Below are 12,738 nucleotides of genomic sequence, written 5' to 3'. Positions count from 1 at the left end.
TGCCCCGCTCGCCACAGTGACGGTGTTCGCTTTTACCTTTACTTGAGCGGGTCAGCTTCGACGATGCTCTGGCATCTCGCGTTTGGGGCCGAACATCGCCCAGGCAATCAGCCCGAACAGCGGCACAAAAATCAGAATGATCAGCCACAGCCCCTTGGTCTCCCAGCCACCGGTGCTGCGCAACACGACATTGATCGCCCACAGTTCCAAGAGCAGCAGAATCACCGCCAAACCGATCCAGACATATTCTATTTGCATGCTTCACCTCCTGAGGTCGTATGGTTTAGGTCAAGGGATCGGCGTGAGGGTTCATTAAAAATTGCACCGATGGCCGCTCGTCGTATCGCAGCAAGGCTTTTCAAACTTTGATTTGCGGCGCGCACTCCCAATTAAGCAGGACCACGGTTTGGCCCTGTTTGATCATCCGTCCCCGCGACAGGAGATTGCGTCATGAAGACCAACGTGACCCGAAGGATTGTGCTTGCCATCAGCTTGTCAGCCCTGCTGACGGGCCCCGCCCTCGCCGCATTCGGCGACGCCGTAACCCCCAATTCCCTGAGTGGTAACAGCGTGCCGGGCTCGGCCTTGCCACCGGGCACCTACCCCAGCAGCCCCGCTGATGGCGATAAAAAGGCAGACACTGCGCCCAAGGAAAAGGCTGCCACATCGGGCTCTTCTGGCAAGCAGCAGCCGAACCCGAAGAAACCAAGAAAAACCAAAACGCACGCTGACAGCTAAGCGCTCAAGGTGGTGTGATTGCGTCAAATCGTGCGCGCGCCTCACGGAAAGCATCGGCGTTTTCCACCACCCAATTCCACAGCGGGAACATGTTGACCAACAGCTGCGTACCCAGCGCCGACAGCTCGTATTCGACCCTGGGCGGCACTTCCTCGAAGTCGTGGCGCAGCACCAGACCATCGCGCTCGAGCTGGCGCAAGGTGCGGGTCAGCATGCGTTGTGTGACGCCTTGCATGCGCCGGCCAATCTCGGCATGACGCAGGCGCCCGTTCACCCCCAGTACGTGCACGATGCCCAGTGACCAGCGGTTGCCGGCGTGGGTCAGCACCTCGCGCTTGAGGCCGTCATCGTCTGCGCTCAGCGCGTCGCACGCCGCTCTCGAACGCCGGATGATTTCGTCGTTATCCATTGCGTACTCCCGGTATCACTGGTGTGCCTTCTTATGCGCGCCGATTAATTCTGCAAGCATGCCACGACTTTCAACACAGACGGAAAAGCAGATGACAACCCCTTCCATTCTGGTACTCGGCGCCGGTGAACTGGGCATGGCCGTGCTGCAGGAGCTCGCGGCTCAGACAATAACGAACACAACGCGCATTGCCGTACTGCTGCGCCCCTCCCGCCTGCAATCGGAGGCCGCCGACGCCTTGCGTGCGTTGGGTATCGACGTGCTACCCGGCGACTTGCAGCACGACAGCCAAAGCACGCTGGCAAAAATCTTCGCGCCCTTCACCACCGTGATCTGCTGCACCGGTTTCGCCGCCGGCCCCGGTACCCAGCGCAAACTTGCACGGGCCGCCATCGAGGGCGGTGTGCAGCGCTATGTGCCGTGGCAATTCGGTGTGGATTACGACGTGATCGGCCGGGGCAGCCCGCAGGATTCATTCGATGAACAACTGGATGTGCGCGACCTGCTGCGCGGCCAGCACGGCACGCAATGGCTGATCATCTCCACGGGGATGTTCACCAGCTTTCTGTTCGAGCCTTCATTCGGTGTGGTGGATCTGGCGCACAACACAGTGCATGCCTTGGGCAGTTGGGACACTGCCGTCACGGTCACCACGCCTGAGGATATTGGCCGGCTGACGGCGCGCATCGTGCTGACTGAGCCCGCCATCACCAATCAGGTGGTGTTCACCGCCGGCGACACCCTGACCTACGGGCAACTGGCCGATACCGTCGACGAAGCCCTCGGCACCACGCTCATCCGCGAGCCCTGGCCAGTACCGACATTGCTGGCGGACCTGGCCAAAAACCCGGAGGACAACCTGCAGAAATACCGCGCAGTATTCGCCCAGGGTAACGGCGTGGCCTGGGACCCCGCCGTCACGTTCAACGCTCAGCAGCAGATCGCCGTGACCGACGTCAAAAGCTGGATTCGCCAACACCTCACGGCACCGGCAACCAACCGCTGAATTCACCTCGGGCGCTTAACGGGCACCAGGCGAAATCCCAGGGGGCAACCGGTAGCGCCTGGTGTTCGTCTGCACCGGCCCCCTTCCAATCGAACACCTTTGTCCCTTGCCAGGCCACGACCACGCCCCCGGCCTGGCTGTCATCGCCGTTCACCCAACAGGCCACCGCAGCCGCCATGAAGGCCTCGATAGGCTCGTCGTCTATCTGCACGCGATAGGGCGAGGCGAGCAGCCATCGACACACGTTCAGGTGATACGTCCAATCCAGGGCGGGTTGGTTGCGGTAGGCCCAGGTCATGAAGCTGCGAAACAGGTTCAACCCCTCGGGCGGGTCGAGCTTGAGCAGCGCCGGGCAGATGTCGAACAGGCTGTGCCAATGGGGCAACAGGCGTGCATCCAGGTGCACGAAACAGCGGGAATTACTCGGGTACTCGGCCGGCACCGGCTCCGTACGCAAGCGACGGGAAGCCTTGCTGACCAGGCGGCTGGCGCCTGCAGGCACTGCATGATTCATGAAACGCACTCACAGTCATGACGATGGAATGCCTCCTGTAAACAGGAAGCCCAGGGCACACGTCAGAAGGCGGGAGATGCGCGGGGGTTGGCCGAGGGCCAGGAATAGCGCGGCGGCGCCTTGTTGCGCCGCTCATGGGCCGGGCGCGGGGCTTGCCCGACACCGAGCAGCCACGCGAGGCCAATCAGAAAGACGATCGCCAGCGTGACGGCGTTGCACACCGGGCAGGCAAAGTAGTTCGAGATGTTGCTGGAAGACGGGTTAGCCAACCCTTTGTCGGAAAGTGGCAGCTGGCCGCCCTCGACGGAACAGAACTGGCCGCCGATGCCATTGAGCTGCAAGCCCATCATCTGGCCATGCCCCAAACCGCAGACGAACACGTTCATCAGCACGCAAAAGTACAGGGCCCAGGCGATCAGTGCACGGTCGGGGTGGCTCAATTTCATGGCGGCGACTCTACCACCGAAGGCCCGCCGGGATGAAGCGCGGCGCGCCCCTGTGGCAGAACGTCGCAGATTACGCGGGCCGGCCAGGGTTGGTAGACTTGGCGCCTTCCTCGCTACTCCTTTCAAAGCCTGCCGGGTTGAATCAGAACGCTGCAGGCGTTTCACAGGATGCACAGTTGATGAGTACGTTATTCACCCGCCGCAAAGTGCTGACCGGTATGGGCCTGTTGGGCCTGGGCAGCCTGCTGGGCGGCTGTGACTACAGCCCCAAGCTGAACTTCAAGTACGGCAAGGACCTCAGTGACAAGATCATGGGCCGCACCTTCAAGCTCAAGAACACCGCCGGCGAAACCGTCACCCTGAGCTCGTACCGTGGCTTGATGCCGGTGGTGTTCTTCGGTTTTACCCAATGCCCTGCGGTGTGCCCCACCACCCTGGCGCGCGCCGCCCAGGCCAAGAAGCTGATGGGCCGCGACGGCAAGATCATGCAGGTGGTGTTCATCACCCTCGACCCCGAGCGCGATACCCCGCAAATCCTCGACCAATACGTCAAGGCCTTCGACCCCAGCTTCCAGGCGCTGTACGGCACCCCGGAAGAAATCGCCGTGGCCGCCAAGGAGTTCGGGATCTTTTATGAAAAGATCCCCGCCGGTGACACCTACACCCTGTCCCACACCGCCACCAGCTTTGTGTTCGACACCCGTGGCAACCTGCGCCTGGGCCTCCAGGCTTCCCTTACCGCTAAAGAGTGCGCAGAAGACCTGCTCACCGTCATGGAGGTCTGCTGATGACTGCCGTTCAACACCTCAAGCGCGCCCTGCTCGGCATGACCCTGCTGGGCCTCGCCGCCCACGCCAGTGCCCAGGTGCAAGTGACCGACGCCTGGGTGCGCGCCTCGGTGCCGGGCCAGCCGTCCAGCGGCGCGTTCATGACCGTCACCGCCGACAGCGACAGCAAACTGCTGAGCGTGGCCTCGCCGGTGGCCAAGGACGTGCAGATTCATGAAATGAGCATGAAGGACGACGTGATGCGCATGGGCCCGGTGGACTCGGTGGCCCTGCCCGCCGGCAAAGCCGTGACCCTCGACCCGAACGGCTACCACGTGATGCTGATGGGCCTGACCCGGCAGATCAAGGAAGGCGACCAGGTGCCGCTGACCCTGACGGTGGAAAACGCCAAGGGCGAAAAGCAGTCGATCGACATCCAGGCCCCGGCCCGTGGCCTGGATGGGATGGACCACAGCAAGATGCACTAAGGGCAAACGGGCGGGCTTTTGTGGTGAGCGGACTTGCCCCGCTCACCACACAAGCCCGCTCAAGTCCATTCACCACATCAAGCCCGTTCACAGAACGCGCAGTGGGCCCACTGAAACCACCGGCGGCTCCCGCAAGAAATCAATCAGCGCGCGCAACTTGCGGCTGACCCGTCGTCGGTCCGGGTAATACAGGGTGTACCCCGGCAGCTCCGGGCACCACGCTTCAAACAGGCTGACCAACTCGCCCCGAGCGATAAACGGGTCGATATGCCCGCTGATCATGTAGCCAATGCCCAAACCGTCCAGCACGCTCTGCACCAGCGCCGATGAGTCGTTGACGATCATCCGCCCGCTCACCGGCAATGCCAGCGCTTCCTGGCCCCTGGCCAACTCCCAGCGCTCCACTACCCCACTGGAGGCGCGAAAGGCGATGCAGTTGTGCTGGAGCAATTCCCCGGGATGCGCAGGCGTGCCGTGTCGCGCCAGGTACTCGGGGGATGCGATCACGCGCATGCGTAACGTCGGCCCGACCTTGACCGCCACCATGTCCTGCTCGACGAAATCACCAAAGCGGATGCCTGCGTCAAAGCCCAGGCGCACGATGTCCACCAGAGCGTTTTCCAGGGTCAGCTCCAAATCGATCTGCGGGTGTGCGGCAAGAAACGCCGACAACAAAGGCTGCAGCACCGTCAGGTAAGCGGCGCGCGGCACGTTCAGACGCAACAGCCCGGACGGCAGGCCACTGCTGTCGCCGACTTCCAGAGCGGCTGCGGTCAGCACGTTCACCGCCGGCTGCACCTTGGCGAGAAACCCCACCCCCGCTTCGGTCAGGCTGACACTACGCGTGGTGCGGTTGAACAGCGCGACCCCGAGGCGCCGCTCCAGGTTGCGAATCACTTGGCTGACCGCCGACGGCGAAACCCCCAGACGCACAGCGGCGGCCGAGAAACTGGCGTGTTCAGCGACACACACAAAGGCCACCAAGCCGTCGAGCTGATCCTGGCGCATGCCTGACTCCACACAAAAACCACGGTATAGCACAAGCATTATGAAGAAAGACTTCAAAGCCTTTGCGCGTCATATTCAAAAGCTCTGCCATTGACACTTACTATATATTTTCAATCTGCAAACAGACTCGATAGCCTGATTCCACCGCGCACGCCTCCTTGCGACGACGGCTCACAATTCCAAAAATAATCGGGTATTCCTGTGAACACATCCCCTCGCGCCCTTAAAAGCCTGCTTCATCTGGCCGTGGCCTTCGCCCTCTTCAACAGCGTGGGGGCCCACGCGGCCAACACCGGCGAACTGCCTTGCACCACCACCGAGCAATGCGCAGCCCAGGCGGCGAAAGTCGGCGCCACCCCCGACAGCTCACAGACCGAGCACAAGGCCAAGGGCGACCCGACCCAGACTCAATTCGCCTGGCTGAACCGCATCAACAAAGCCTCGATCGTGATGCTCACCGAAGAAGGCATCGTCAAGCCGCAGATGGGCACCAAGATCGCCGGCGGCGTACGTTACGCCATTGCCCAGGCCGACCAGCCCGGCGGCACGCGCCCCAGCGATGTGCTGCAACTGGAAAAAATCATGACCGACAAAATCGGTCCCGAAGCCTCGCTGATCCACTCCGGCCGCAGCCGCCAGGACATGCTCGCCACCTATCGCCTCGCGGCGTTGCGCAGCCAAGTGTTGGCCTACAGCGAAGCGCTCAATGCCACGCGCCTGCGTTTGCTGAACCTCGCCGACAAAAACGTCGACACCCTGGTGCCCGCCTACACCAACGGCGTGCAGGCCATGCCGATCAGCTACGCGCATTACCTGCTGGCCTTTGAAGCCGCGTTTGACCGCGACGGCCAGCGCATCCGCGAGCTGTACACGCGCCTGAACCAGAGCCCGATGGGCACTGCCGTGCTGGCGAACTCGGCATACCCGTTGAACCGCGAACGCCTGGCCGAGTTGCTGGGCTTTGATGGCGTGCGCGAGAACTCGCTGGATTCGAGCCAGGTATCGACCTACGACATTCCAATCGAAGCGGCCAACCTGGCGTCCTCATCGGCCATTCGCGTAGGCGCGATGATCGGCGACATCCACACCCAGTATCACCAGATCCGCCCCTGGTTGTTGCTGGATGAAGAAGCGACCTACACCAGCAGCGCCATGCCGCAAAAGCGCAACCCGGGCCTGCTGATGCGCGCGCGTGAGAGCGCCTCGGACGTGGTTGGCCTGGCCCAGGCCGTGACCCTGCGTGCGCACAACGTCACCACCGGCATGACCGACTACAAGTTCGCCTTCGACTCCCTGGGCGTGTTCCGCTCCACCAAAGAGATGTTCGACGCCACGGACGCGGTGCTCGACGCGTTGCAGATCAACCCGCAGCGCTCTTTGGAAGAACTGGAATCGGAGTGGACCACGTCGATGGAATTGGCCGACACCCTGGAGCGCCAATACAAAGTGCCGTTCCGCATTGGCCACAGCTTTGCCTCGCTGATCGTCACCGAAGCACGCAGTAACGGCACCACGCCGAAAACCTTCCCCTATGCAGACGCGCAGAAGCTGTATAGCCAAGCGGCGGACAAGTACAAGTGGACGCCCAATACCCTGCCGCTGGATGAGGCAGGTTTCCGTGCCTCGTTGTCGCCGACCATCATGGTGCAAACCCGCAAAGGCACCGGCGGCCCGCAGCCGCAGGAGGTCAAGCGCATGCTGGTGCAAGCGCGCAAGACGCTGGAGGGGGATCAGCAATGGCTGAAAGAGCGGCGTGAAAAGCTGCAAAGCGCTGAGGGCAATTTGGATAAAGCGTTCAACAAGCTGGCCAATGCCAAAGACTGAAATGCGGTTCAAAAATGTGGGAGCGGGCTTTCGCGAGCAAGCCCGCTCCCACATTTGCCCCGTGTCTGCTTCAGATCGCCAACTCCCGCCGCAGCACCTCACGATCAATCGACCGTTGCCACCCGCAAATCGCCAGGCACGCCACGCAATTGCCCAGCACGTTGGTCAACGACCGGCACTTCATCAAGCGCTCGACGCCGAGCAACAACCCCACCCCTTCCAGCGGCACCCATTGCAGAATGTTCAACGTCGCAATCAGCGTAAACAGCGCCGAACCCGCCACGCTGGTGGAGCTCAACGAGGTGATCAGGCACACCCCCAGCACCGCGAGCAACTGCGCCATGTTCATCTCGACGCCCGCCAACTGCGCCAGAAACATGATGGCCGTGGTCAGGTACAGGTTGGTACCCGCCAGGTTGAAGGTGTAGCCGGTGGTCAACACCAGGCGCACTAATTGCCGATCACAGCCCAGCGCCTCAAGTTTATTCACGCAGCCTGGAAGTGCAGCGACGGAAGAACCGGTAAATGTCACCAACAACAACTCTTCTTTCAAATAAACAATCAGGCGAGATAACCTCACACCGGCCCAGCGCGTGATAGCGGCGAACACTAAAATCACAAATAGTGCACTGGCCAAATAAATAACCACGACAAACTTGAGCAAGGGCAATACCGAGGCCACTCCGTATTTACCCACCACAAACGCCATCGCACCAAACGCTGCCAGCGGCGCAAACTTCAACACTATCCGCAGCACATAAAACAACCCCTGAACTCCCGCTTCCAGCCAGCCCAGGCAGCGATTCCCTACGCGGCTCCCACGCCCCAGCAGCACGCCGCAAATGACCGCGACAAACATCACCTGCAGCACCAGGCTTTGAGTAAAGACGTGATAAAGCGTCGAAGACGCAGACAACAGCGACAGTTCGTGCAGAAAACCGCCCGTGGGCAACGGCGGTGCGGGCAACGCGCTGTGTTCCAGATTGAACACCCAGCCGGTCGCCATGCCCACCACCAGCGCCGCGCAGGACATCAGTTGGAAATAAACAATAATGCGCCGCACCACATGCCGATGGTGGGGCTCGCGCTTGATACCAGCCACGCCGGTGGACACCAGTACAAACAGCAGGAACGGCATTAACAGACCGACCAACTTTATAAACCCGTCGCTGAGCAGTTTCATTTCGATTGCCAGGTCCGGAAATACCAAGCCCAACGTCATGCCCAATGCGATGGCAATCAAGATAGGCAGGGTTCCATTCTTGGCGTATCGGCTCGGCATCGTGACTCCAGCGTGTTTTTATTTATTGTTATTGTCGTTATTCACCGCGTTGGGCATATTGACCGCCTGGCCGCTGCAGGCCGCAAATAATAAAGTCTTGTCACGGGATATACCACCATGGAACTTCGCCATTTACGCTATTTCATCATGGTGGCTGAAGAGCGACATTTCACCCGTGCCGCCGCGCGCCTGAACATGCAGCAACCGCCCCTGAGCCAACAGATTCGTGCGCTGGAAACCGAGCTGGGTTTTGACCTGTTCAAGCGCCACCCCAAGGGCGTGGACCTCACCGCCGGCGGCCTGGTGTTTCTTGACGAAGCCCGCGTGATCCTCGCCCGCGTCGAACAGGGTTCGCTCAAGGCCTCGCGCGCCGCCCAGGGTATAGAGGGCACGCTGGTGGTGGCCTTCACCAGCTCCGCCGCCGCCCACCCGTTGATCCCGCGCATCATCCGCGCCTACCGCGAGCGCTTCCCCGGCGTGGAACTGTCGATCAACGAAGGCAGCGCCCGCGAAGTCACTGAAGACACCATTGAAAAGCGCATCGACATCGGCATTCTGCGCGCGCCCGTCAGCACCCACCAAAGCCTGACCTTCCACCGCCTGCTCAACGAAGAAATGCTGCTCGCCCTGCCCACCGGCCATCCATTGTTGAACGGCGCGGCCATTCCACTCGCCGCCCTCAGGGACGAACGCTTCATCCTCGTGCGCCGCCCCGGCGCGCCGGGCATGTACGCCAACCTTATCAAGGCCTGCCAGAACGCCGGTTTCGAGCCGAAAATCGCCTTTGAAGTGGAACGCATGCTGACCAACGTCAGCCTGGTCGCCGCCGGTGAAGGCATCTCGGTGGTACCCGCATCGATGCGCGACGTGCACCGCGAAAGCGTGGTGTATTGCCGAATCAAAGACGCCCGGCCCAAGCTGCTGGCGCCGATTACGCTGGTGCGGCGCACGTTCAACCCGTCGGCACCGTTGCAAAACTTCATCGGGCTGGCGCGGGAGTTGGGTGGGGTGTATCGCAAAAGCTGACGCGCTTGCTAACCTGCCCGTCCCGCCCACATGGACACACTTGTGCAGATTGATCCGGCTTTTATCGTGTATGAAACCGAGCACTGGCGGCTCAACCATCACCAGGCGTCGAAGCTGCCGGGTTACCTGATGCTGGGGGCCAGGGCACCGATCCATTCGTTGGCGGATATGCCTGAGGCGGCATTGGCTGAGTTGGGCGGTTTGCTCGCCAAAGTGCAGCGCGTCATGGAGGCGCAGCTCAACCCCAAGTGGCTGTACATCAGCCGCTACGGGCACATGCCGGGGTTCCCGCTGCACTTTCATTTCATCCCGGTGTATGGCTGGGTTGAAGAGGCATTTTGGCGGGACGAGCGTTATCGGGTGCTGCAAGGGTTTGGGCTGCAGGAGGCGGGTAAGTCTCTGACTGATGGGGCTGAGTTGACGCTGTTTGTGTGGCGGGCGTTTGGAGAGAGCCCGGTGCCGCCAGAGGTTCAGGGCCCATCGATTAGCCAGGTCATCCAGCGCCTGCGTACGGATTTTTAGAGCTGATCGCGTTCGGCTTTGGGGGCTGTAATTCATGTGACAGCTTTGTTGGCACTGCCGCCGCCTTCGCAGGCAAGCCAGCTCCCACATTGGAGCGGCATCGCCTGCACGCGAGTGTCCTGTCAGGTGACTTTTTTCAAACACCACAGATCCCCTGTGGGAGCTGTCGAGCTTTAGCGAGGCTGCGAAGGCGGTGGGTCAGGCGGCATCTTTTTTAGCGGTGTCGCCGTCTTCGCAGGCAAGCCAGCTCCCACATTTGGGCGGTGTTGAATCAGGGAAACAGGCGTTTTTTCATAGGGATGCACGCCAACGACAACCCCGACGGTGAGTGATAAACCGCCTGCTCACTCCCCGCATAGCCGCAACCTCGGTAGAAACTCGCCGCATTCAACGTCGAGTCCAACACTACTTCTTCAATCGCCAGTTCCCGCGCCACTGTTTCCAGATGATCCAGCATCACCCTGCCAAACCCTTGCCCAGTGAATTCAGGCAAAACAAACAACGCACCTATCTCATTGTTGTCCAGATCAAGCATTCCGGTGGCAACAGGCTCACCGTTAACCCAGCCCAGGTAAAACGGCTTTTCCATTAATACGCTGTAGCCATCTTCAGCGGCGCCCCGGGTCCAGAGTGACATTTGCTCTGCGGTATAGGCACCGATGCATTGGCCAAGAATGGCCTTTCGACGGATCTCAAAGGCGGCGTTTGCGTCCTGCAGGGTGGCGCGTTTTATAGCGAGCATTGCTATGTCCCTTCATGCGTTTTCATTGCCCTCGCGGGTAAATGAATACCGGTCGATATCCGTTCTTAGCTTCCAACCCTGTCCCTGCCAATAGCTGGCTGCACTGGTGTTGGTCTTGAAGACGTCGAGGTGGCATTTGTGGATGCCCAGGTGTTCCAGTGCAGCGAGGCAACGCTCGACCAGGGCCTGGGCGATGCCTTGGCGGCGATAGTCCGGCAGCACCAGAACATGCTGCAAATACCCTCGGCGCCCATCATGGCCGCACATCACACAGGCGATCAACCGGCCTTCGGCTTCGGCGACGAAACTCAAGTCAGGATTACGCACCAGATAGCGCTCGGTGGCTTCGCGCGAATCCGCGTCGCGCAGGGAAATTCCAGGAGTGCTGTGCATCAGGGCAAGCACGGCGTCGTAGTCGGTGGGGGTCATGACCCGGATCGTCGGCATGGTGAAGGTCCAAATGTGGGAGCGGGCTTGCCCGCGATGGCGGTGGCTCAGATAAGACTCTATCGGCTGTGAAATGGCAATCGCAGGCAAGCCAGCTCCCACACGTTCTGCATCCGATATTTATGCTCACTTCCCAGCTTAATAATATTTTATTAAAAACCGCCCTCCCCCTAGCCTTGACGCCATGCCCAAGCTGAATCCAACTGCATTACGCAAGGACAGAGACATGACTCAAGCCATAACAAAAACAGACACGCTGGTGGTCGGCGCCGGCCAGGCCGGGGTGGCCATGAGCGAGCACCTGAGCAAGCAAGGCGTGCCACACATCGTGCTGGAGCGCAGCCGTATCGCCGAGCGCTGGCGCACCGGGCGCTGGGATTCGCTGGTGGCCAACGGGCCGGCCTGGCATGACCGTTTCCCCGGACTGGAATTCGATGACGTCGCTGCCGACGGCTTCGCCCCCAAAGAGCGCGTCGCGGACTACTTCGAAGCCTATGCCCGCAAATTCAACGCGCCGATCCGCACCGGCGTGGACGTGACCTCCGTGGTGCGTAACGTCGGCCGCCCGGGCTTCACCGTGCACACCAGCGAAGGTGTGATCGAAGCCAACCGCGTGGTCGCCGCCACCGGGCCGTTCCAGAAACCGGTGATTCCGGCCATCGCGCCCACAGACACCGCGCTGCACCAAATCCACTCCGCCGACTACCGCAACCCGGCGCAACTGCCCGCCGGCGCCGTGCTGGTGGTGGGCGCTGGTTCTTCCGGCGTACAAATTGCCGATGAACTGCAACGCTCCGGGCGCCAGGTGTACCTGTCGGTCGGCGCCCACGACCGCCCACCCCGCGCCTACCGCAACCGCGATTTCTGCTGGTGGCTCGGCGTGCTGGGCGAGTGGGACCAGGCCGCGATGAAACCCGGCCGCGAGCACGTGACCATCGCCGTCAGCGGCGCCCACGGCGGCAGGACCATCGACTTCCGTGAGCTGGCCCAGCAAGGCATGACCCTGGTCGGCCTGACCCAGGCTTTCAACGGCACCACCGCCACGTTCCAGGCCAACCTGGTGGACAACCTGGCGCGCGGCGACGAGAACTACTTGGCCGTGCTGGACGCCGCCGACGCCTACATCAAGCGTAACGGCCTCGACCTGCCACTCGAGCCCGAAGCCCGTCGCGTATTCCCGGACGCCGAGTGCATCAAGAACCCGATCCTGGAACTCGACCTGGCAGAGGCCGGCATCACCTCGATCATCTGGGCCACCGGTTTCTCCGTGGACTACAGCTGGCTCAAGGTCGACGCCTTCGACGCCGCCGGCAAGCCGCAGCACCAGCGCGGCGTGGCCAGTGAAGCGGGTATCTACTTCCTCGGCTTGCCGTGGCAGTCACGCCGGGGCTCGTCGTTTATCTGGGGCGTGTGGCACGACGCCAAATACGTGGCCGACCACATCGCGATCCAGCGCCAATACCTTGAATACCGCGAACCCGCGCCGGTTGCTCACACCTCGCCTGTCATTGCCTGATCA

General features: G+C 61.4%; 16 protein-coding genes. 8 read left to right on the top strand and 8 right to left on the bottom strand.

The features are described from left to right. Positions 1 to 51: 51 nt before the first annotated feature. A complete protein-coding gene (locus AB4P94_RS19850; protein ID WP_395607041.1) occupies positions 52 to 258 on the bottom strand; it encodes a PLDc N-terminal domain-containing protein in 207 nt (68 codons plus the stop codon). Positions 259 to 450: 192 nt separating this feature from the next. On the opposite strand from AB4P94_RS19850, the gene AB4P94_RS19845 reads away from it, so the two are divergent. Beyond that, entirely contained in the window at positions 451 to 738 is a 288-nt protein-coding gene (locus tag AB4P94_RS19845) for a hypothetical protein (protein WP_395607040.1), read from the top strand. A 4-nt stretch (positions 739 to 742) separates the two neighbouring features. Here the strand turns inward: AB4P94_RS19845 and AB4P94_RS19840 are convergent, their stop codons facing one another. Then, positions 743 to 1,147, bottom strand: a complete 405-nt coding sequence (locus AB4P94_RS19840) for a winged helix-turn-helix transcriptional regulator (RefSeq protein WP_395607039.1) — start codon at positions 1,145 to 1,147, stop codon at positions 743 to 745. Positions 1,148 to 1,238: 91 nt separating this feature from the next. Between AB4P94_RS19840 and AB4P94_RS19835 the strand changes: the two genes are divergently transcribed. After that, positions 1,239 to 2,153 (top strand): aromatic alcohol reductase, encoded by a 915-nt coding sequence (locus tag AB4P94_RS19835; protein ID WP_395607038.1) that lies wholly within the window; start codon positions 1,239 to 1,241, stop codon positions 2,151 to 2,153. Here AB4P94_RS19835 and AB4P94_RS19830 read toward each other — a convergent pair. Both AB4P94_RS19830 and AB4P94_RS19825 read right to left on the bottom strand, forming a co-directional pair. After that, positions 2,128 to 2,667, bottom strand: a complete 540-nt coding sequence (locus AB4P94_RS19830; RefSeq protein ID WP_395607037.1) for a putative natural product biosynthesis protein — start codon at positions 2,665 to 2,667, stop codon at positions 2,128 to 2,130. The two genes, AB4P94_RS19835 and AB4P94_RS19830, sit on opposite strands and share 26 nt — an antisense overlap. Positions 2,668 to 2,729: 62 nt before the next feature. Continuing rightward, positions 2,730 to 3,113: a DUF2946 domain-containing protein gene (locus AB4P94_RS19825; protein ID WP_395607036.1), complete on the bottom strand. Its 384-nt coding sequence runs from the start codon at positions 3,111 to 3,113 to the stop codon at positions 2,730 to 2,732. A 179-nt stretch (positions 3,114 to 3,292) separates the two neighbouring features. Between AB4P94_RS19825 and AB4P94_RS19820 the strand changes: the two genes are divergently transcribed. Both AB4P94_RS19820 and AB4P94_RS19815 read left to right on the top strand, forming a co-directional pair. Continuing rightward, positions 3,293 to 3,901, top strand: coding sequence for an SCO family protein (locus tag AB4P94_RS19820; RefSeq protein ID WP_395607035.1), 609 nt, complete (start codon positions 3,293 to 3,295; stop codon positions 3,899 to 3,901). Next, on the top strand, positions 3,901 to 4,368 hold the full coding sequence (locus AB4P94_RS19815; RefSeq protein WP_395607034.1) for a copper chaperone PCu(A)C: 468 nt from the start codon (positions 3,901 to 3,903) through the stop codon (positions 4,366 to 4,368). Before AB4P94_RS19820 ends, AB4P94_RS19815 begins: the two co-directional genes overlap by 1 nt. 87 nt (positions 4,369 to 4,455) lie before the next feature. Here the strand turns inward: AB4P94_RS19815 and AB4P94_RS19810 are convergent, their stop codons facing one another. Further along, the gene (locus AB4P94_RS19810) at positions 4,456 to 5,376 is read right to left on the bottom strand and encodes a LysR family transcriptional regulator (RefSeq protein WP_395607033.1); all 921 of its coding nucleotides are present in this window, start codon (positions 5,374 to 5,376) and stop codon (positions 4,456 to 4,458) included. A 201-nt stretch (positions 5,377 to 5,577) separates the two neighbouring features. Between AB4P94_RS19810 and AB4P94_RS19805 the strand changes: the two genes are divergently transcribed. Beyond that, positions 5,578 to 7,200 carry an argininosuccinate lyase gene (locus tag AB4P94_RS19805; RefSeq protein ID WP_395607032.1) on the top strand — a complete coding sequence of 541 codons (1,623 nt, stop codon included), beginning with the start codon at positions 5,578 to 5,580 and terminating at the stop codon, positions 7,198 to 7,200. 70 nt (positions 7,201 to 7,270) lie between these two features. Here the strand turns inward: AB4P94_RS19805 and AB4P94_RS19800 are convergent, their stop codons facing one another. Further along, positions 7,271 to 8,482: a cation:dicarboxylate symporter family transporter gene (locus AB4P94_RS19800; RefSeq protein WP_395607031.1), complete on the bottom strand. Its 1,212-nt coding sequence runs from the start codon at positions 8,480 to 8,482 to the stop codon at positions 7,271 to 7,273. Between the two features lie 117 nt (positions 8,483 to 8,599). Here AB4P94_RS19800 and AB4P94_RS19795 point away from each other — a divergent pair, with 117 nt between their 5' ends. Next, positions 8,600 to 9,508 (top strand): LysR family transcriptional regulator, encoded by a 909-nt coding sequence (locus tag AB4P94_RS19795; RefSeq protein WP_395607030.1) that lies wholly within the window; start codon positions 8,600 to 8,602, stop codon positions 9,506 to 9,508. Between the two features lie 42 nt (positions 9,509 to 9,550). Further along, entirely contained in the window at positions 9,551 to 10,030 is a 480-nt protein-coding gene (locus AB4P94_RS19790; protein WP_395611363.1) for an HIT family protein, read from the top strand. A 271-nt stretch (positions 10,031 to 10,301) separates the two neighbouring features. Here the strand turns inward: AB4P94_RS19790 and AB4P94_RS19785 are convergent, their stop codons facing one another. After that, on the bottom strand, positions 10,302 to 10,772 hold the full coding sequence (locus AB4P94_RS19785) for a GNAT family N-acetyltransferase (protein ID WP_395607029.1): 471 nt from the start codon (positions 10,770 to 10,772) through the stop codon (positions 10,302 to 10,304). Positions 10,773 to 10,784: 12 nt separating this feature from the next. Continuing rightward, the gene (locus AB4P94_RS19780) at positions 10,785 to 11,219 is read right to left on the bottom strand and encodes a GNAT family N-acetyltransferase (protein WP_395607028.1); all 435 of its coding nucleotides are present in this window, start codon (positions 11,217 to 11,219) and stop codon (positions 10,785 to 10,787) included. A 184-nt stretch (positions 11,220 to 11,403) separates the two neighbouring features. On the opposite strand from AB4P94_RS19780, the gene AB4P94_RS19775 reads away from it, so the two are divergent. Further along, positions 11,404 to 12,735, top strand: a complete 1,332-nt coding sequence (locus AB4P94_RS19775; protein ID WP_395607027.1) for a flavin-containing monooxygenase — start codon at positions 11,404 to 11,406, stop codon at positions 12,733 to 12,735. Positions 12,736 to 12,738 lie beyond the last annotated feature (3 nt).

Origin of the sequence: Pseudomonas sp. B22129 (assembly GCF_044218875.1) — a bacterium.
GTDB lineage: Bacteria > Pseudomonadota > Gammaproteobacteria > Pseudomonadales > Pseudomonadaceae > Aquipseudomonas.
This window is presented reverse-complemented; position numbering and strand designations above follow the sequence as displayed.